This window comes from Candidatus Poribacteria bacterium (assembly GCA_021295755.1).
GTDB lineage: Bacteria > Poribacteria > WGA-4E > WGA-4E > PCPOR2b > PCPOR2b.
In genome coordinates this window covers 43,394-61,069 of sequence record JAGWBT010000002.1, presented here as the reverse complement: position 1 = coordinate 61,069, position 17,676 = coordinate 43,394, and the positions used below count along the sequence as shown (strand labels likewise).

11 protein-coding genes are annotated in these 17,676 nt (G+C 48.3%); all 11 read right to left on the bottom strand.

Features of this window, described 5'->3' with window-relative positions:
• Positions 1 to 136 precede the first annotated feature (136 nt).
• The gene (locus tag J4G02_00645) at positions 137 to 496 is read right to left on the bottom strand and encodes an inorganic diphosphatase (protein ID MCE2393104.1); all 360 of its coding nucleotides are present in this window, start codon (positions 494 to 496) and stop codon (positions 137 to 139) included.
• A gap of 37 nt (positions 497 to 533) precedes the next feature.
• Positions 534 to 2,855: a hypothetical protein gene (locus J4G02_00640; GenBank protein MCE2393103.1), complete on the bottom strand. Its 2,322-nt coding sequence runs from the start codon at positions 2,853 to 2,855 to the stop codon at positions 534 to 536.
• 172 nt (positions 2,856 to 3,027) lie between these two features.
• The gene (locus tag J4G02_00635) at positions 3,028 to 5,301 is read right to left on the bottom strand and encodes a carbohydrate binding family 9 domain-containing protein (protein ID MCE2393102.1); all 2,274 of its coding nucleotides are present in this window, start codon (positions 5,299 to 5,301) and stop codon (positions 3,028 to 3,030) included.
• A gap of 48 nt (positions 5,302 to 5,349) precedes the next feature.
• A complete protein-coding gene (locus tag J4G02_00630) occupies positions 5,350 to 5,925 on the bottom strand; it encodes a DUF1854 domain-containing protein (protein MCE2393101.1) in 576 nt (191 codons plus the stop codon).
• A 2-nt stretch (positions 5,926 to 5,927) separates the two neighbouring features.
• Positions 5,928 to 7,682 (bottom strand): ABC transporter ATP-binding protein, encoded by a 1,755-nt coding sequence (locus tag J4G02_00625; GenBank protein ID MCE2393100.1) that lies wholly within the window; start codon positions 7,680 to 7,682, stop codon positions 5,928 to 5,930.
• Between the two features lie 614 nt (positions 7,683 to 8,296).
• Positions 8,297 to 9,232: a hypothetical protein gene (locus J4G02_00620; GenBank protein ID MCE2393099.1), complete on the bottom strand. Its 936-nt coding sequence runs from the start codon at positions 9,230 to 9,232 to the stop codon at positions 8,297 to 8,299.
• Between the two features lie 63 nt (positions 9,233 to 9,295).
• Positions 9,296 to 11,545: a carbohydrate binding family 9 domain-containing protein gene (locus J4G02_00615; protein ID MCE2393098.1), complete on the bottom strand. Its 2,250-nt coding sequence runs from the start codon at positions 11,543 to 11,545 to the stop codon at positions 9,296 to 9,298.
• 140 nt (positions 11,546 to 11,685) lie between these two features.
• Complete coding sequence (locus J4G02_00610) at positions 11,686 to 13,923, bottom strand: carbohydrate binding family 9 domain-containing protein (protein ID MCE2393097.1); 2,238 nt, start codon at positions 13,921 to 13,923, stop codon at positions 11,686 to 11,688.
• Between the two features lie 56 nt (positions 13,924 to 13,979).
• Positions 13,980 to 16,208 (bottom strand): carbohydrate binding family 9 domain-containing protein, encoded by a 2,229-nt coding sequence (locus J4G02_00605; protein ID MCE2393096.1) that lies wholly within the window; start codon positions 16,206 to 16,208, stop codon positions 13,980 to 13,982.
• A 162-nt stretch (positions 16,209 to 16,370) separates the two neighbouring features.
• On the bottom strand, positions 16,371 to 16,889 hold the full coding sequence (locus J4G02_00600) for a hypothetical protein (GenBank protein MCE2393095.1): 519 nt from the start codon (positions 16,887 to 16,889) through the stop codon (positions 16,371 to 16,373).
• Positions 16,890 to 16,900: 11 nt separating this feature from the next.
• Positions 16,901 to 17,614, bottom strand: a complete 714-nt coding sequence (locus tag J4G02_00595; protein ID MCE2393094.1) for a hypothetical protein — start codon at positions 17,612 to 17,614, stop codon at positions 16,901 to 16,903.
• Positions 17,615 to 17,676: the final 62 nt, after the last annotated feature.

Here is a 17,676-nt window from a genome sequence, read left to right as displayed (position 1 = left end):
CAGGTCAAAACTCTGAAGTGCGTAAGTCCTAATGTGTAAAAATCATGTAATGATCCGTCCTAGCACCTTGCGTTATTATAACCTATTTTTTGACCATGTGCGTAAGTCCTAACTTTATTACCATTTGTTGTCTTGGTCAACAGTTACTTGAAGCGCGTGTCCGACGAATTTCACAATCAAACCACTGTTCTTGAAAGTTGACGGCTTTGGCGATTTCGCCGTCCGTTAAATCTATGTGGGTTTCAGGAACAACAATTAACTTGTCATCGTCGTCGTTCAACCGATGGATAATGGCAATACATCTACCTTCTGCTACACGTAGAGGTCGGCTGACCCCTAAATAATATGCATCTAATTCTTCACCGTCAGCGGATTGTGTTCCGGGAACATAGCCGTAATTGACCTCATAGACGAAACCGTGTTTAGGATGGTTGCTGCCGAGAGGTCTGTCCATAATAATTGAGACCTCCTTACCGAGATATTGCTCTGCAAGCAATAAAGAACGAGACCTGTTCTTCATTGAAATACTTCTCCTATTTGCCGATAATCATTTTCCGGGTTGCATGGAAGGACGCTGTGGAAAGTGTGTAGAAATAGATCCCGCTGGCGACAGGCTCACCATATACATTCCTTCCATCCCAGTACGCTGCCTTGCCTCGAGTCAGATAGTGTCCGGGCATCAGGTATCCCAAGTCGAGCTGACGGATAAGCGTCGCAGTAGTATCATAGATCCCAATCGTGACCTGACCGGCTGAAGCAAGGTGGAAAGGAATCCACGTTTCTGGATTGAATGGGTTAGGATAGTTTTGCAGCAACTGATTATGCACCGGGACCGGTGGGAAAAGGAGATATTGCAAAACCTGTCTAGCCCGGATAAACTCTGGAGAATTGTTAGGCATCAACAAGAGTTCGCGGTAAATTGATTCAAGCTGCTTGCGTATCGATGGTGGAATTAAGTACAGGGATTCACCGGCGGCTTGCGGAGCAGCACGGGTTTCATCAGTCTGATAGGATTCACCAAAATGTGCACTTACTAGTACAGAATCGTTGATATCGATAACACCGTCACCATTGACATCTGGATAAATATCCAAGTCTGTCGGAATTGGCTGCCCTATGGATCGCACGACAATGCTAAGATCGAAGATGTTCACAACCCCATCGACGTTGACATCCCACGGTTGAACGGGGTCTTCGACAATCACTTTTAACTCGTGAATTTCACAATCGATTCGCTCCTCATTTGAGTCGACAAGAATAAGATTTCGCAACTGAATTTTGCTCAATCCAACGGCTTTTGCCCGAAATGAAGCGCCCAACATGATGCCGCTACCAGTTATTCCGCTAGCGCCTGTTATGGCAGCACTGACATCTTTGTATATCCCATTTATCTGGTCTGGTGGCTCTGTCGGCTGATGTCCAATTCCAGATTCTCCAAAAATAGTTCGGAACTTGGTGACAGTCACAAACGTTAGCGCATCAGGATTGGTCCATTGCAAATCGAACTCAAACCCTCTTAAGTCGATGACGGATTCGACGAAAACGTCAACCGCAAACTCCTCTCCTAAATTGATCCGCCGAACCGAGGGAACTATCCTCACCACACAACCTAGGGCTTGGAAGTCCCGGACCTCAGACCAATCACTGACTCTGCCGAAGCTGCCGGTACGAACGCGCCACCAATAGTGGGAGATATTGTTCTCAGCATCAAAGGATAGCTCGTTGACAGTAGCAGTTATTAATCGTGTGTTCGCAGTAATAAAGTTTGAATCGCTGGAAATTGCAATATCGTAGTAGACTGCATCTTTAACGGCTCCCCATTTCAAGTTGATTTGTGAAGGTTTGACAAACTTGCCTCCTTGTGGTTCAACGAGCACCGGCCTTAAATGACTTGAATTCCAGATAATGATCGTTCCCTCGGCTGCCCCTACGACTGCTAGTTGAGGACTAGTTGGACTGAACGAGAGATCGTGTATGATTTGCGTGTCGAAAGATTGGAGTTCAGAGCGGGTAGAAACATCCCACAGTTTGAGGGTGTTGTCAGCCGGTGAATTTAGTAGCCCCACAGCGAGGAGGCGTCCGTTAGGATTAAAACGAACTGACATCACTTGGCGGTCATAGGTCGCAAACGGTTCCGTCTCCCCGATCCTGTCACCGGGTGCCGCCGTATTGATGTTCCACAGTCGGACAGTTCCATCCCTAGCCCCCGACGCGATGAGATTACCGTCCGGATGGAATGCAACAGAAAGAATCCCTTGCATATGTCCAGTCAAGCTATGAAGTTGTGAACCATCAGAGGCATTCCACAGACGCACAGTGCCATCCTCTGATCCGGAGGCGATTATGCCGCCATCTGGACTAAATGCAACAGACCAGACAACGTCTGTATGCCCTTCAAGAGTTGTTATAAGTGCACCAGTGTCCGCTTCCCACAGTTTGAGCGTCCGATCTCGTGATCCAGAAACGATGCGGCTCCCATCGGAATTAAAATCCACAGACGTGACCTGTCCAACATGTCCCTCAAACGCACGAATCTCTTGTTGCGCCTGTATATTCCACAATCGCACCGTTCCATCAAGGGACGCAGATACAAGATTGCCGTTGGAGCGGAAAGCGAGGTCTTCGACTTTGCCTGTATGTCCAGTCAGGGTATACATTGGTTCACTGACACCGATTTCCCAGATGAGAATTTCATTTGCACCACCAGAAGCGAGCCACCTTCCATCAAGACTAAACGCAACGGAAAGCGCCCGTCCAGTATGTCCAAACAGAAATTGGTGAGAGAACTCAGCATAGCTGTTTACACAGAAAAGGACGGCGAAAAAGACTGAAAATGATGAAATCAAGCGTTTCATGGTATCCCCCGGAAACGTCAAACGTAAAAATACGGTTTGTAAGGCAAGCACAATCTATGCCAACATAAACTGTTAACCGTAAAAATACGCCGAGGAGGTATCAGGAATTTGTAGATCCGAGAGGAGATGCGTCGGTTTGAGCGTGAGAGTCTACCAAGGGCCAAATCTTACGTTACGGGTTCCACCAATAAGTCATCTTTCCGACAAATGTGGATTCCTCCAACTTGGCACCTGCGCCGCTGCCGTCATAGATTTGATTGAAAACAAGGTAGAAGTCGCTGCCGGGGCGGTAGATGTAGTTAAGCAGAAAGTTAGCGGAAATCTCACCGCTATCGCTGTTCCATTGGGCAAACAGTTTAGTAAAGAATCTTGTGGAAAAGGAATAGCTTACACGCGTACCGAAAATGCTCGCATTGAATGAACCCGCAGGAAGGGTAACCCGATTAAATTGGAAACGCGGCTCAAGACTGAAGTGCCCATTTGGCTTGAAATCCGGTCCGATATCAAAACCGACCCTTTCCCCATCGAAGAACCCCCCAAAATTCGTTCCTAATTGGAGAGACACCATCTGTGAGTCATCGGTATTAATCGAAACCCGGAAGGAATTGAAATGATATTCGTCGATCGGAATCGTGATGTCATCTCGAATTTCAAAATCCTCGTCGAGGCGTTCAAAGGTTCGCTGCGCCTGAAAACCAAACCAACCTCCGCCTTCTAGCTCAAACCAGTTCATATATGTAAACTCTCGGGTTGCTAGCTCATTATCTCGATTGAGGATGAAGTCAACTTCAGGGCCCGCCCAAATTTGACGAATCCCAAATTTAGCAAGCATAGGTGTAAATCGCATTTCACCGCGGAAGCGGCGGACATCTTGCCGCCGGACATATCCAACTCCGGGTTGAAAGTTCTCGCCGATATCTATGTATGAACCCTCTAGGCGTAAATTCTCATTCCGCCAATCACCCCCAAAGTACAAAGCATCCCTTTGATCGAACACGCCCTCTTCAAACGTGCGAGCCCATAGCCCACGAAAGTTGATATTATCGGAAGGACGATACGCAACGTCAAATCCACCTGCGCGGTTGTATGTGTCAGCGTTTTGTTTATTGACCGCAATCAATCCAACAGTCGAACCGCTGAAGAGATCTCGCCTCATGCGCAATACCGAGTAGTTCATACGCGGCTCATCAACGATTTCATCAGGGTCAGTAACAGAGGCATCAGTGTGAAATTTATCCGTAAAAACATTTAATAGACCGATGCCGTAAGGTCCCATTTTACCGGTAATCTTGCCACCAGTGATAATCGGGACAGCATGTCCCTCCGCAAGACCGATGCGACGGCTATAAAAGAGGAGTAGTGGCGGTGGGCGGCGGAAACTAGTGCGGGGGATACCGAAATCAAACAGCCCGGCACCTTCTAAGAAGAAAGGACGCTTCTCCGGGAAGAACAGGCTGAAACGGGTTAAGTTAACCTGTTCCTCATCGGCTTCGACCTGCGCGAAATCAGTGTTGAAGGTGAGATCCGCGATAAGATTTGAGGTAATCCCATACTTAGCATCAAGGCCGAGTTCAAGCTCTCCATTCGTATCGTCATCTACCTCGATTCGACTCACCCCCGGCAAAACGTAAGGCAACAACTCGAGATTCCGGGAGGGCGTAATTCCTTTTAAGCCTACCAAACGTCCAATATTAGCAGTGCGATATCTGGCTCGCCAACCATGTGCTCTGGAAACCGGTGCCCACATCCCTTCTTCTTGGTTGCGCATGAGGCTCCGTCCCATATTCATGCCCCATGTCATTACATCACCACGATCAAAACGGAGTTGACTGAACGGAATACCAATCTCTGCTGTCCAGTACTTCTCATTAGCTTTTGTGCGACAGTCCCAGACTGCATCCCAGTTTTCGTTCCGGCTGTCTCCATTGTCCATTATAGCAACATCTTCCATTGCCCCCAATGGATTGACACGGAAGAAAAACCCGCTCCGCTGGTCGTTATAGGTATCTAAAAGTACAAAGACATTGTCGTTGTCCCATAGGTTGCCGTCGCGGCGCATCTCGTTGGCGGCCACTTTAGAAATATCCGAGTCAAAACAGGTAAAACCAAAATAGATGTTTTTGTCATCATAAAGAATGCGAACCTCTGTTGCCTCCGTCATCGGCTTGCCCTCGTCCGGCTCCATCTGGACAAACTGACCAATGCGCTTGGCGTTCTGCCAATCAGGTTCAGTAAGATCGCCATCAATCTCAATGGCTTGAAAGGTCCGGTACGCCTCTGCTTTGTACTCTATCGGGGAGGGATCTGCGCTCACAATTAGCGGAAATGACAAAAAGATGGTCAAACAGATTGCTTTGAATCCCAATCTTATCGCGGGAAATAATCCTCGATTTTGAGCAATTCTACATAGTGAAAGTTGATTCCAAAGACTAAAATAAGCAGTCATTGCTTGTCTCCCGTCTTGATTGTTCAAATTAGTAATCACTGGACCAACCTACAGATGTCGCTGAATTTGATTAAAACTGTTTGAATCGAGTCTGTGATAGTCTGGAATATCGTACCGATTCCCACGGACATCTGTTACAAGCAGTCGCGCAGGTGGAAAATGTCTAACGTTCTGATGAAGCCCCTGCACAGAGAACGTGATTCGTCCACGCGATGTTTCAACCTCCCAGTCATGGATGCCGAATCGCTCCTTGACGCGGTAAACCTTCTGTATGATAGGTGTGAAGTATCGTTTATCGAGCTCCTCGCGCAGGATTTCGAGACTTTCGGAGTCGAGTCGTGATGGGTCTTCAATGATACCGATTTCTACCTCCTCTCCAATCCCAAGCGAGATATAACGATTGGGGTCGCTCAACGGGAGGATGCGGCGCACCGCCACACGAGTGTAGCAGACCTCTTCTAGGATCTCCAGACGCGGAGTTCCCATCGGTGACCGAAATAGGCGTATCTTCTCCGGATCCAAATATCTCGGCGTGAAATCATCATCGTCAAGCGAGAGTGGGAGTGGAGGCCCCGATTCCAAGGCGGCGATACCCTTAGACATCTTTTCTTTTTCTGTGTTCATGTTTATCCCTTGACAATCTGTGCCTCTGCGCGAAGTTCGGAAGCTTGCCGCTGTGTCTCGACGAGGTTGTAGTAAATTCCCTTCTTCTCCATCAATTCTTCATGTGACCCACATTCGACACCTCGGCCCTTGTCTATAACAAAGAGGCGGTCTGCGTTCCGCAGGGTGGAGAGCCGATGGGCAATGGCAAAGGTGGTACGGTTTTGCACAAGTCGATCAATCGCCTGCTGGATTTTGCGCTCCGTCTGAACGTCAACCGACGAGGTCGCTTCATCGAGAATCAGGATGCGCGGATTGTGTAGGATTGCCCGTGCAATTGATATTCGCTGCCGTTCTCCGCCGGACAGCCTACCACCCCGTTCACCAACCTCCGTGTCATATCCATCAGGAAACTTCACAATGAACTCATGGGCGTTGGCAGCTTTTGCGGCGGTAATGACTGCTTCCATCCCCGCGCCCGGTTTTGCGTAGGCGATGTTCTCCGCAATGGTCCCATTGAAAAGGTACGGCTCTTGGAGCACGACACCAATCTGTTGCCGCAGGTCCTCAAGGCGAATTTCCGTTATATCTATACCATCAATGGTGAGACTCCCTGAATCCGGCATGTAAAACCGGCAAATGAGATTAATTAGTGTCGATTTTCCTGCCCCAGAATGCCCAACTAAGCCGATCATCTCACCCGGTTTGACGTGGAGATTGATATCTCGGAGGACAGGCTTATGCGAATCATAACCGAAGGTCATATTGTGGAATTTGACCTCTCCTTGGAGTTTTGATTTCGAGACGAGCCTAGTGTCATCTAATTGCTCTGGCTCAGAGTCGATGACCTCAAAGATCCGTTCCGCTGCTGTCATTGCCCGCGACGCCCAGTTAACCATTGGACTCAGATGTCGTAACGGTCCGTAAAACATCGCCAAATAAAAGTGAAACGCCATCAACGTACCGAACGTCATTCCGTCGATGAGAATCTGCAATCCTCCAGCATACCAGACGATAATCGTTCCTAACTGAACAGCAAACTGCAGCAACGGATAATAGGTTGCCCAAACCTTTTCGGCAACCGTGTCGTAATTGCGGGCATCTTCGTTCGTATAGGAAAACCGTCCAACTTCACTCTTCTGCTGACCGAATGCCCGAACAACACGGATACCGGAGACCGAGTCGTTCACAATATCGTACATCTTCGATCTTCGCCGCCACGCCCGATGCCAGAGTCCACGAACCTTCTTCCAGAACCACCTCGCGCCAAGGACTACCAACGGGATTGGAATTAGGATAAAGCACGCCAATCTCCAGTTCATCGAAAATAGGAAAGCACCAATGCCAAGAAGCATCAACAGGTCAATAACGAGGAACTGAAGCCCATCTAACAGAAACCACTGTAGGCGCGTACTATCCTCTGTGATATGGGAGATAACGGTCCCTGTCTTGCGCTTATCGAAGAACCGAAGCGAAAGCCCGTGCAATCGCTCATAAATCTGGTCACGGATGTCTGCTATCATGCGGAAGGTCAACCACGCAGCCAAACGCCCACGAAAAATATCGAGGATATGGGTGAGGATATGTGCTACCACGAGACAACCGACGGCAACCGTCAAGGCAAGTGCTGCTGTCTCAAACGACCGAAAGAATTGACTCACCGCCGTTTTTGCAGCACCTTGCGCTGCTGCGAGGTCTTCGTTTAGCTTCAACACATCATCAATGAGAATCTTTGTAAAATAGGGCGGCATGAGCGCAATCAGTGTTGAGACAAGCATGAGCAACACCACCACAGCCGCGCGCTTTTTATGTGGCTTGAGATAGGAGAGAATGCGCAACATAACACGATGCTTCTTGGTGCACGCTGGACACGGCAAAAACACATCGGGAAGCGGCAAGCCACACGCCTTGCAGAACTTCTGCTCCTCTTCGTACTCCCACATCGGTGCTTCGTCGCGTTTCCCTTGACGGTGCTCGATCTCTTCACTGAGAAATTTCGCTATATACCCAAACTTCGGCATCAGACCGTTTGAGTAACGGATGAGATCCAGGGCATCTCCCATCATCTCCAGAACGAGAATTCCTCCGTCAACAACTGCTTCCGAACGCACTTCTACCACTTCGCTATATAGCACGCGATGGAGAACAACGCCTCCCGCATCAAGTGCCAAGATCTCTGTATCGGTCAGGACGAACCAGCTTTCACCGAACAGACCGTCGGGATTGAGATCACTCTGTGCGGCGAATCTTACCTTGTCTAAAGAAATGTTCGCTGCCTTTAAAGCTGTTTCTATTGAGGTGGGTAATGTATCTAACATCTCTTGATATGCCAATGGTATTACTTTCTCCTACGGGTAGATTTGTAGCTGCTAAGTAAAAGAAAACCGAAATCTCAAGCCGCTTGCGGCATTTGAACGACGAGTCCACCGAACAACCTCGGATAATCGGCTACCTTTTGCCAATTTAGCCCGTAGTCGTCGGTCTGGTACAGCGTGGTGTCGTCCACAACAACCAGCGCGTTCGCCTTACCAAAGGTAATAATCTGAAAGGTGTCAATATTCTCACCGATCTGTTCCGGTAGACCAGTGACCAACGTCCAGTTTTCGCCTGCGTCATCGCTTCGATAAAGTTGGGCATCTACCCTGCTGTGGGGACCTCGTGAGGTGGAAACTAGATATACATCACTTTCAGGAAAGCAAGCGCATGCCCGTTGATAATAGTAGGGCATACCACTCCGCTGGTGCGCAAACGTATCACCATAATCTCTACTGAGATAGAACCCGTGAGCGGTCGCAGCGAAGACGGTTGCCGGATCGGTTGGGTGCGTAGCGACCTGATGCACATCCATCTCCAACCCTTCCTGAAGATTTTCCCACGTCTTTCCACCGTCACGCGAGCGGACAACCCAACCGACATGAATGTTCGCGTAGATGGTTCCGTCTGTGGAGACAGCCAAAGAGCGTACATCCGGAGGTCCACCCCACGGCGTTTTCCACAGCCTGCGTTCCGGCACAGCGTCAAAACCGTCGATAAAATTCAACTCGCCATCGGCAACCCATGCGAGCCGAGCGCGCTCCGTACCCACGAGTAGCCGATCGTCGGACGTCCAACACACGCAGTTCAGGGTGATATCCGTTGAAACCTGCTGATCCCATACCCCCGAAGCATACGTCCAAACCTCATGGTCGTTGGCAATAACAGATAACCGATCTTGCCCCACATCTCCCGCAATGACCGATGCAGGCTGAAATGGAGCATCGTGAATCGGTTCGCCGTTGAAATCTAATATGCCCGTTTCTGAAAGTAACCAAACTGTTTCTTGATTCATAGGTAATGCTCCTTTCTCGAAATATGTTAGTTCATTAGTACATCCGTTCATTAATGTACCAATTTACGGATTCCACCAATACGTTAGCTTTCCAACAAGTGTGGATTCCTCAAGATTGGCGCCTCCACCGTTGCCGTCATAAATCTGGTTAAAAACAAGGTAGAAGTCACTGCCGGGGCGATAGATATAGTTGAGCAGAAAGTTGGTGGAAACCACATTATCGTCGCTGTTCCACTGGGCGAACAGTTTCGCAAAGAGTTGGGTCGAGAAGGAATAGGCGAAGCGACCTCCAAACACATTTACATTGAAGGGGTCTTCCCCAGGGAGGGTTACCCGGTTAAATTGATATTGGGATTCAAGGGCGAAACGTCCGCTCGGCTTGAAGGTCGCCCCGATGTCAAAGCCGCGCCTATTACCATTGTAGAACTCACCAAAATCCACATCAAATTCCGCAGCAAGCATTTTACTTTCATCGGTCTGAATCCCTGCCCTAGCTGATGTAAAACTATACTCATCAATGGGTATGATGACATCATCTCGGATTTCAAAATCTTCCTCAAGGTGTTCAGCAGTCTGCCGCACCTCAAATTGTAAGCGACCACCTCTTTCCAGTTCAAACCAGTTGCTGTAGCGGATGGAGCGGGTCTCTAAGTCACCGTCCCGATTGAGGACAAGATCAAATTCCGGACCCGTCCAGATGCGGCGAATCCCAAACTTTCTGGGCCAAGGGGTAAAACGCAGGTCACTCCGGATTTGACGCATGCCCTCCCGCCGGATGTATCCAACTTCAGGGTTGAAGTCCTCACCGATGTCCGTGTATGAACCACCTACTCGAAGTAAGTCATTCCGCCAAGTGCTGCCGACATACCACGCATTATCGCTCCCATCTTCCTCATCCGAATCGGAAGTATACGCCCACAGTCCGCGCACATCGAAATTGTCTGCCGGACGGTATGAAAAATCGAATCCGCCAGCACGATTGTAGGCATCTCCATCTTGCTTATTGATCCCGATTAATCCGACACGTGAGCCGCTGAACAGGTCTCGCGTCAACCTCAACACGGAGTAATTGGTGCGTGACACATCAACAATTTCCTCCGGATCTGTATCATCGTGAAATTCATTTGTCAACACATTCAGCATACCGACGCCGTAAGGTCCCATTTTGCCGGTGATCTTACCCCCTGTAATAATCGGGATGGCGCGTCCCTCCTCAAGACCGATGCGGCGGCTATAAAACAGAAGCAGCGGCGGCGGACGGCGGAAACTACTGCGACCAATACCAAAATCAAATAACCCCGCCCCTTCTAAGAAAAAGGGACGCTTCTCAGGAAAGAATAGGCTAAAACGGGTGAGGTTGACCTGTTCTTCATCAGCTTCAACCTGGGCAAAGTCGGTGTTAAAGGTCAAATCCGCAGTAAGATTAGAGTTGATACCGTACTTGAGGTCCAAGCCGATATCAAATACTCCATCGGTGTCCTCATTTTCTTCGGTACGGCTCATCCCCGGCAAGACATAAGGCAGCAGTTCCAGGCGACGAGATGGGGCAATCCCTTCTAAACCAGTAAGGCTGCCGAGGTTGCCGAGGCGGTATTTCGCCATCCCTCCATACTGTCTCGGCACCGGCACCCATATCGCTTCCTCATTGTTCTTACGAACTCCCCGTCCTACATTCATCCCCCAAGTCATCCTGTCACTTTTATCAAAACGGAGTTGGCTGAACGGGATGCCGAGTTCGGCTGTCCAGTGGTCCCCATTGATCTTCGCCTGACATGCGACAACCGCATCCCAACTCCGATTCAAGCTGTCTCCACCATTCGTTACAGCTCTGTCTTGGTATGCCCCCAGCGGATTGATGCGGAAGGAAAACCCGTTGCGCTGATCGTTATAAGTGTCTAATATCAGAAAGACATTGTCATTTTCATGTAGATCTTGTGCGTCATGACGCATGTCGTTGGCAACCAGTTTTGACATCTGTGATTCAAAACAGGTAAAACCGAAGTAGATATTCTTGTCATCGTACAGGATGCGGACTTCCATCGGTTCGCTTATCGACTCGCCTTCATCGGGCTCAATTTGGAAAAACCGATCAATCGGACTCGCGTGCTGCCAATCAGATTCATTGAAATCACCATCAACTTCAATGCTCTGAAACGTTCGGTATGCTTCAATCTTGTACTCTACGGGACCAGGGTCAGCACCCACAGCGAATGGAAATACCAAATAGCAGATAGCTAACAGAAAAAAACATTTTCCATGTCGCAGAATACTACCACTTGACAACTGATACCAAAAATTGAGGTGATAAATCACAAACGGTCTCCTTTCAAAATGGCTCCGGAATTGATTCTAAGGTAAGGATCTGTGGCAATGCGAGTATATCAGTCGTCTCCCCGATTGAATCGGGGGAATGCAGTATACTGATCATACGTTTCACATTTTACGTTTCAAGTTTACGGGTTCCACCAGTAAGTCATTTTTGCAACAACTGTGGATTCGTCAAGTGCTGTTTTTGTACCGCCAGTATTATAAATCTGGTTGAAAACGAGATAAAAATCACTACCAGGACGGTAGATGTAATTCAGCAGAACATTGGTAGCGATTATGTCATCGTCGCTGCTCCATTGGGCGAATATCTTTGCAAAAAGCGTTGTCGAAAAGGAGTAGCCGACACGGGCACCAAAAATGCTTGCATTAAATGCCTCTTGGGGAAGCGTAACACGGTTAAACTGAAATATAGGTTCAACATTCAAACGCCCGTTCGGTTTGAAGCTCGCGTCGAGGGTAAATCCCCACCTGCTTCCATTGTAGAAGTTACCAAAATTCACACTATACTGCCCTGCGAGGGCTTTCGTATCATCGGTGGAACCTCTAATCATCATTTCAGTGAAGCTGTATTCGCCCGGAGGGATAGTAATCCCATCTCGGATTTCAAAATCCTCATCAAGGTGTTCAGTGGTTCGTTTAGGTAGAAACCCAATGTAGGCACCGCTTTCAAACCGAAAATAGTTGGTCAATGTGATTTCTTGAGTTTCCAGTTGGTTGTCTTGATTGAGGATAAAATCAAACTCCGGTCCTGTATAGATTTGGCGAATCCCAAATTTGCCGAGCCGGGGACTATAACGGATTTGACTATTGATTCGGCGGATTCCCTCTCGCCGGATAAATCCGACCTCGGGGTTAAAGTTCTCACCGATGTCCATATATGAACCCTCCAAGCGAAGATCCCTGTTTCGCCAAGTGCTGCCGAGGTACAAAGCGTTGTTCTGACCGGAGACATCCGCTTCAAATGTGCGAGCCCAGAGGCCACGTACATCAAGGCTATCGGTTGGACGATATGTGAAGTCAAGTCCGCTTGCCCGGTTGTATGTGTCAGTATCTTGCTTGTTGATGCCAATTAATCCAATCCGAGAGGTACTGAAAACATCCCGCGTCAACCTCAACACGGAATAATTGGTGCGCTGCACATCAATAATCTCCTCAGGATCGGTCTCATCAAGCAATTTATTCGTGAACACATTCAGCATACCGATGCCGTAAGGCCCTGCTTTGCCTGTAATCTTGCCCCCACCGATAATCGGGATGGCACGTCCCTCCTCAAGACCGATGCGGCGGCTATAAAACAGAAGCAGCGGCGGCGGACGGCGGAAGCTAGTGCGGGGAATGCCGAAATCAAACAGCCCCGCACCTTCTAGGAAGAAGGGACGCTTCTCCGGGAAAAACAGGCTGAAACGGGTGAGGTTGACCTGCTCCTGATCCGCCTCGACTTGCGCAAAATCGGTGTTAAACGTCAGGTCCGCTGTCAGATTGGAGGTCACACCGTACTTAAGGTCCAAGCCGATGTCGAATACTCCATCAGTTGTCTTTTCGGCTTCAATACGATTCACCCCCGGCAAGACATAGGGCAGCAGTTCCAGATTCCGAGGGGGAGTAATCCCTTGCAACCCGACCAAATCACCAATAACATCAGTGCGGTATCTCGCAAAGAATCCATGCGCTTTGGAAAGCGGTGCCCATGTTGCGTCCTCTTGGTCGCGCATAAGGCTTCGTCCCAAATTCAGCCCCCATGTCATATCGTCACTCTTACTGAAACGAAGTTGGCTGAAAGGAATACCTATCTCTGCTGTCCAATGGTTATCATTGATTTTGGTCCGACATTCCCAGATCGCATCCCAAGCCTGATTTCGACTCTCTCCGCTGTTTATTAAAGCGATGTCTTCCTTTGCTCCTAGCGGATTGACACGGAAGTAAAATCCATTGCGCCGATCGTTATAGGTATCCAGAAGGATAGAGACATGGTCATTTTCACGCAATCCGTCCTGACCACTGCCATCGCGGCGCATCTCATTGGCAACCATTTTGGAAATATCGTCGTCAAAACAGGTAAATCCAAAGTAGATTTCCTTCGCGTCATAAAGAATGCGTATCTCTGTAGGTTGCGAAATTAACTCTCCCTCGACAGGTTCATATTGGATGAGTCGAGTGATAGTTTTTGCATTCTGCCAGTCTTCCTCGTTGAATTCTCCGTCAATCTCAATGCTCTGATATGTTCGATATGCTTCAGCGCGGTATTCCATAGAGTCCGCATCTGCATTCACAATGAACGGAAACAACAGACAGCACATAGACAAAATAAGAAAAGATTTTCCACACCTTGACGTTGTAGGTATTCTGTTAAAATGATAAATCATAGACAGTTTCCTTTGCGAAAAAATCAAATATTTAAAAATGTGCTATGTTTCATGCGTTACGGATTCCACCAATAAGTCATCTTTGCAACAACCGTAGATTCCCCAGGTGTCGTTTTCGCGCTACCACTATCATAAATCCGATTGAAAACGAGGTAGAAATCGCTGCCGGGACGGTAGATGTAGTTCAGCAGGAAATTGGCGGAAATCAGTTCATCATCGCTGTTCCATTGGGCGAACAACTTCGCAAAAAGAGTTGTGGTGAAAGAATAAACAATACGGCTCCCGAAAATATTCACATTGAAAGGATCTTCACTCGGGAGATTCACCCGGTTAAATTGATATTGCGTTTCAAAGGCGAGGCGGCCGCTCGGTTTAAAGTTCGCTTGGATATCAAACCCACGATTTGTACCGTTAAAAAAGGTACCGTAATTTGCCCCGAATCGACCCGAAATTTTCCTTCCTTCATCCGTATCGATCATCGTTCTGAGGGTAGTTAAATTGTAATCGTCAACTGGTATGATAACGCCCTCTCGGATTTCAAAATCCTCGTCGAGAAATTCAGAGGTTCGTCGAATCTCAACGTTGATCCAACTGCCCTGCTCAAGTTGAAACCAATTGGTGAGTGAAAACTCCCGCGTTTCCAGTTCATCATCTTGGTTGAGGATATAGTCAACCTCCGGTCCCATGAAAATGCGGCGAACACCGAATTTTCTGGGCCAAGGGGTAAAACGCATCTGTCCACGGAATCGTCGGCTGCCCTGACGACGGACGAATCCGACCTCAGGGTTGAAATCCTCACCGATGAACGTATATGTTCCATTAAATCGAAGTAGACTGTTTCGCCAAGTACCGCCAAAGTACATCGCATCATTCTTGCCAGAAACCTCCTCCTCATAAGTCCGTGCCCACAGTCCACGCACATCAATACTGTCGTTTGGACGATATGCGAAGTCCAATCCTCCCGCGCGGTTGTATGTATCCGTATCCTGTTTATTAATCGCAATCGCCCCGATGCTAGAACCACTGAAGAGATCTCGCGTCACACGCAGCACGGAGTAGTTTGTCCTAGACAGATCAACAATATCGTCTTCATCCGTAACCGATGGATCCGTGTGAAACTCATCTGTCAACACATTCAACAGACCAATGCCGTATGGTCCCATTTTGCCTGTAATCTTGCCCCCACCGAGAATCGGAATGGCGTAACCTTCCTCAAGACCGATGCGACGACTGTAAAAGAGAATTAACGGAGGAGGACTAAAGAAACTGGGGCGAGGAATACCGAAATCAAATAATCCGGCGCCTTCCAAGAAGAAGGGACGCTTCTCCGGGAAATACAAACTGAAGCGCGTCAAGTTGACCTGTTCCTGATCCGCTTCAACTTGCGCAAAGTCGGTGTTAAGAGTCAGATCTGCGGTAAGGTTCGAGGTTAAACCGTACTTGAGATCTAATCCAATGTCGAATACCCCATCGGTGCCCTCCTCGCCCTCGATTCGGCTCACCCCCGGTAAAACATAAGGCAGAACTTCAAGCCGCCTAGACGGAGTTATGCCTGCCAAACCAACTAGGCTGCCGAGGTTAGCGGTTCGATATTTCGATCGACTGCCATACTGTCTCGATACGGGAACCCACGTTGCCTCTTCATTCTTTTGCCGGATGGTTCGTCCAAAATTTATACCCCAGACCATCGACTCGCTTCTGTTGAAACGGAGTTGACTAAAGGGAATAGCAATCTCCGTTGTCCAATGGTCATCATTGATCTTGGAGCGACAGTCCCATACGGCATCCCAACTCCTGTTCTGGCTATCTCCGCTGTTTGTCAACGCTATATCCTGCATCGCACCTAATGGATTGATGCGGAAGAAAACCCCATTACGTTTATCGTTGTAGGTATCCAAAAGGATGAAAACATTATCGTTCTCACGCAAATTTTCTGCATCTCGACGCATTTCGTTGGCAACAATGCTATCACGCCATGAACTTGAACAGGTAAAACCGAAGTAGATGTTTTTCTCATCGTAAAGGATGCGGACCGCTGTCGATTCAGTTATCGGCACGCCTTCATCAGGTTCGGTTTGGACAAACTGATTTATCAGTTTTGCATGCTGCCAATCGGTTTCATTGAAATCCCCGTCAATCTCAATGCTCTGAAAAGTTCGATACGCCTCGGCTCGATATTCTATCGGTTCAGAGGCAGAGCTTATGCAGATCGGAAATAAGAATATAAAACTTAAAAGAAACAGGTATCTTCTAATTTCAGGGAATTGACGCAGATCGAAACTCATACTTTCTTCTTTTGGTGCTTAGGGGTTCGGCTATAGTGTATATTTAGCTATTAGAATGACGAAAAAAGGGAAGAAGGGATTAACTAAAATTGTGTGATAAGAATTCAGGAAGGTTAATCGAATAAACATAGGGAGAGAAAATATTGGAGATTGCTGATTAAATTAGGGCACCCGGCTATAAATCTGTGCCTTCCCCAGAGTATCCTTAAATGGCCCCTGTTTGTCCGTTTGCAATGTGACAATAATCACGCCCCTCCTCGTGTCACGCTGCTCATCTTCTTCAATCAGCCGATGGGGTATTTCTGCAAAAAGGACCCTACGGTTTCCACCGAGTGCCCCCCATCGCAAATCTATGGGACGTCCATCGTAGACTTTTTTGCTTCTAGCATCATTCCGCATTGAGTAGATCTCGACATGTGCTGTGAATTTGGACTCCGAGAGGCTCCTAGGACCAGTTCCCGGTGTCAAGATACTTCCAGTCTGGATCAACGGCCGACCGTTCTCATTCAACAGAAAAATGTCGAAATCAATCCGATCAGGCCGAAAAGTGGTTTCGACCTTGATACCTTCGAAATTGTCTATTACACCGGTCTCACAACCTAAAATTGCGATTAGACATGCCCAAGCGAGCCAAGGCAAGATTTCTCTAGCTGTTTTATCTTTCAAAGAATCCGCGTTCAACTTCATTCTCCTCAGAAGTGTAGTCCAATCCCCACGCCAATCGCTGTGCCGTCAAAATCAAGATCGAAGGGAAGCGCCCCGCTCCCCTTGAACGTCTTAAGGATCCGCTTTGCCTCAAGGGTAAGGGTAAGCCGATCGTCGAGAAGTAGATAGGTTAACCCAATCTGCACATACCCTGTCAAACCAGAATTCCCGTTATCAAGAACGATTCCTTGTTCCGCCAATAGGACAAGACCGCTGCCGTCAACACTCAAGTGTGAATACCCAACGCCACCCCCAACATAAAGCGGCAGAAAGTCATAAAGCATCACCGGACGGTAGAGCAAACTGAACGAAATGGGGATAAAGGTCGCGGAAAGGTCCGCAGCAGTTGGCGGCGGTAGTACCGTTTCATTCGTCCAATACCCAAGTGCTATTTGGGAAGATAGCTCCGTCGTGTGCTTCAGTTTCACCGAAGCAACGGGCATCAACCCGGCGTTGAGCGCTGGCGCACCGAGACTGTTCAGCAACCCTGTGAGCTGCTCTAAGTTTGGCTTGTAGGAAAAGAAAGCGATGTGAAACGATGTGGATTCGACGCCACGCCTCATAAAATCCGGCAATAGGTTCGTCTGTTCGCCTTCAGTTGGCGTCTCTGAGACAACCGCTGATTCAAGTGAGATATTTCCCACGAAACAGCCAATAAGCACTATGAGCAACAATGGAGGTACTGTATAAGATCTGTTCATTTCTTGCGAATTGTCAACGGTCCCATTCTGTTCTTGGTTGTCACTACATTGCACATATCAAC

What these genes read in the sequence shown, in the direction of transcription:
- J4G02_00640 (MCE2393103.1), bottom strand. Translation starts at nt 2,855, where the DNA reads ATGAAACGCTTGATTTCATCATTTTCAGTCTTTTTCGCCGTCCTTTTC.
- J4G02_00635 (MCE2393102.1), bottom strand. Translation starts at nt 5,301, where the DNA reads ATGACTGCTTATTTTAGTCTTTGGAATCAACTTTCACTATGTAGAATT.
- J4G02_00630 (MCE2393101.1), bottom strand. Translation starts at nt 5,925, where the DNA reads ATGAACACAGAAAAAGAAAAGATGTCTAAGGGTATCGCCGCCTTGGAA.
- J4G02_00625 (MCE2393100.1), bottom strand. Translation starts at nt 7,682, where the DNA reads ATGCTTGTCTCAACACTGATTGCGCTCATGCCGCCCTATTTTACAAAG.
- J4G02_00620 (MCE2393099.1), bottom strand. Translation starts at nt 9,232, where the DNA reads ATGAATCAAGAAACAGTTTGGTTACTTTCAGAAACGGGCATATTAGAT.
- J4G02_00610 (MCE2393097.1), bottom strand. Translation starts at nt 13,923, where the DNA reads ATGATTTATCATTTTAACAGAATACCTACAACGTCAAGGTGTGGAAAA.
- J4G02_00605 (MCE2393096.1), bottom strand. Translation starts at nt 16,208, where the DNA reads ATGAGTTTCGATCTGCGTCAATTCCCTGAAATTAGAAGATACCTGTTT.
- J4G02_00595 (MCE2393094.1), bottom strand. Translation starts at nt 17,614, where the DNA reads ATGAACAGATCTTATACAGTACCTCCATTGTTGCTCATAGTGCTTATT.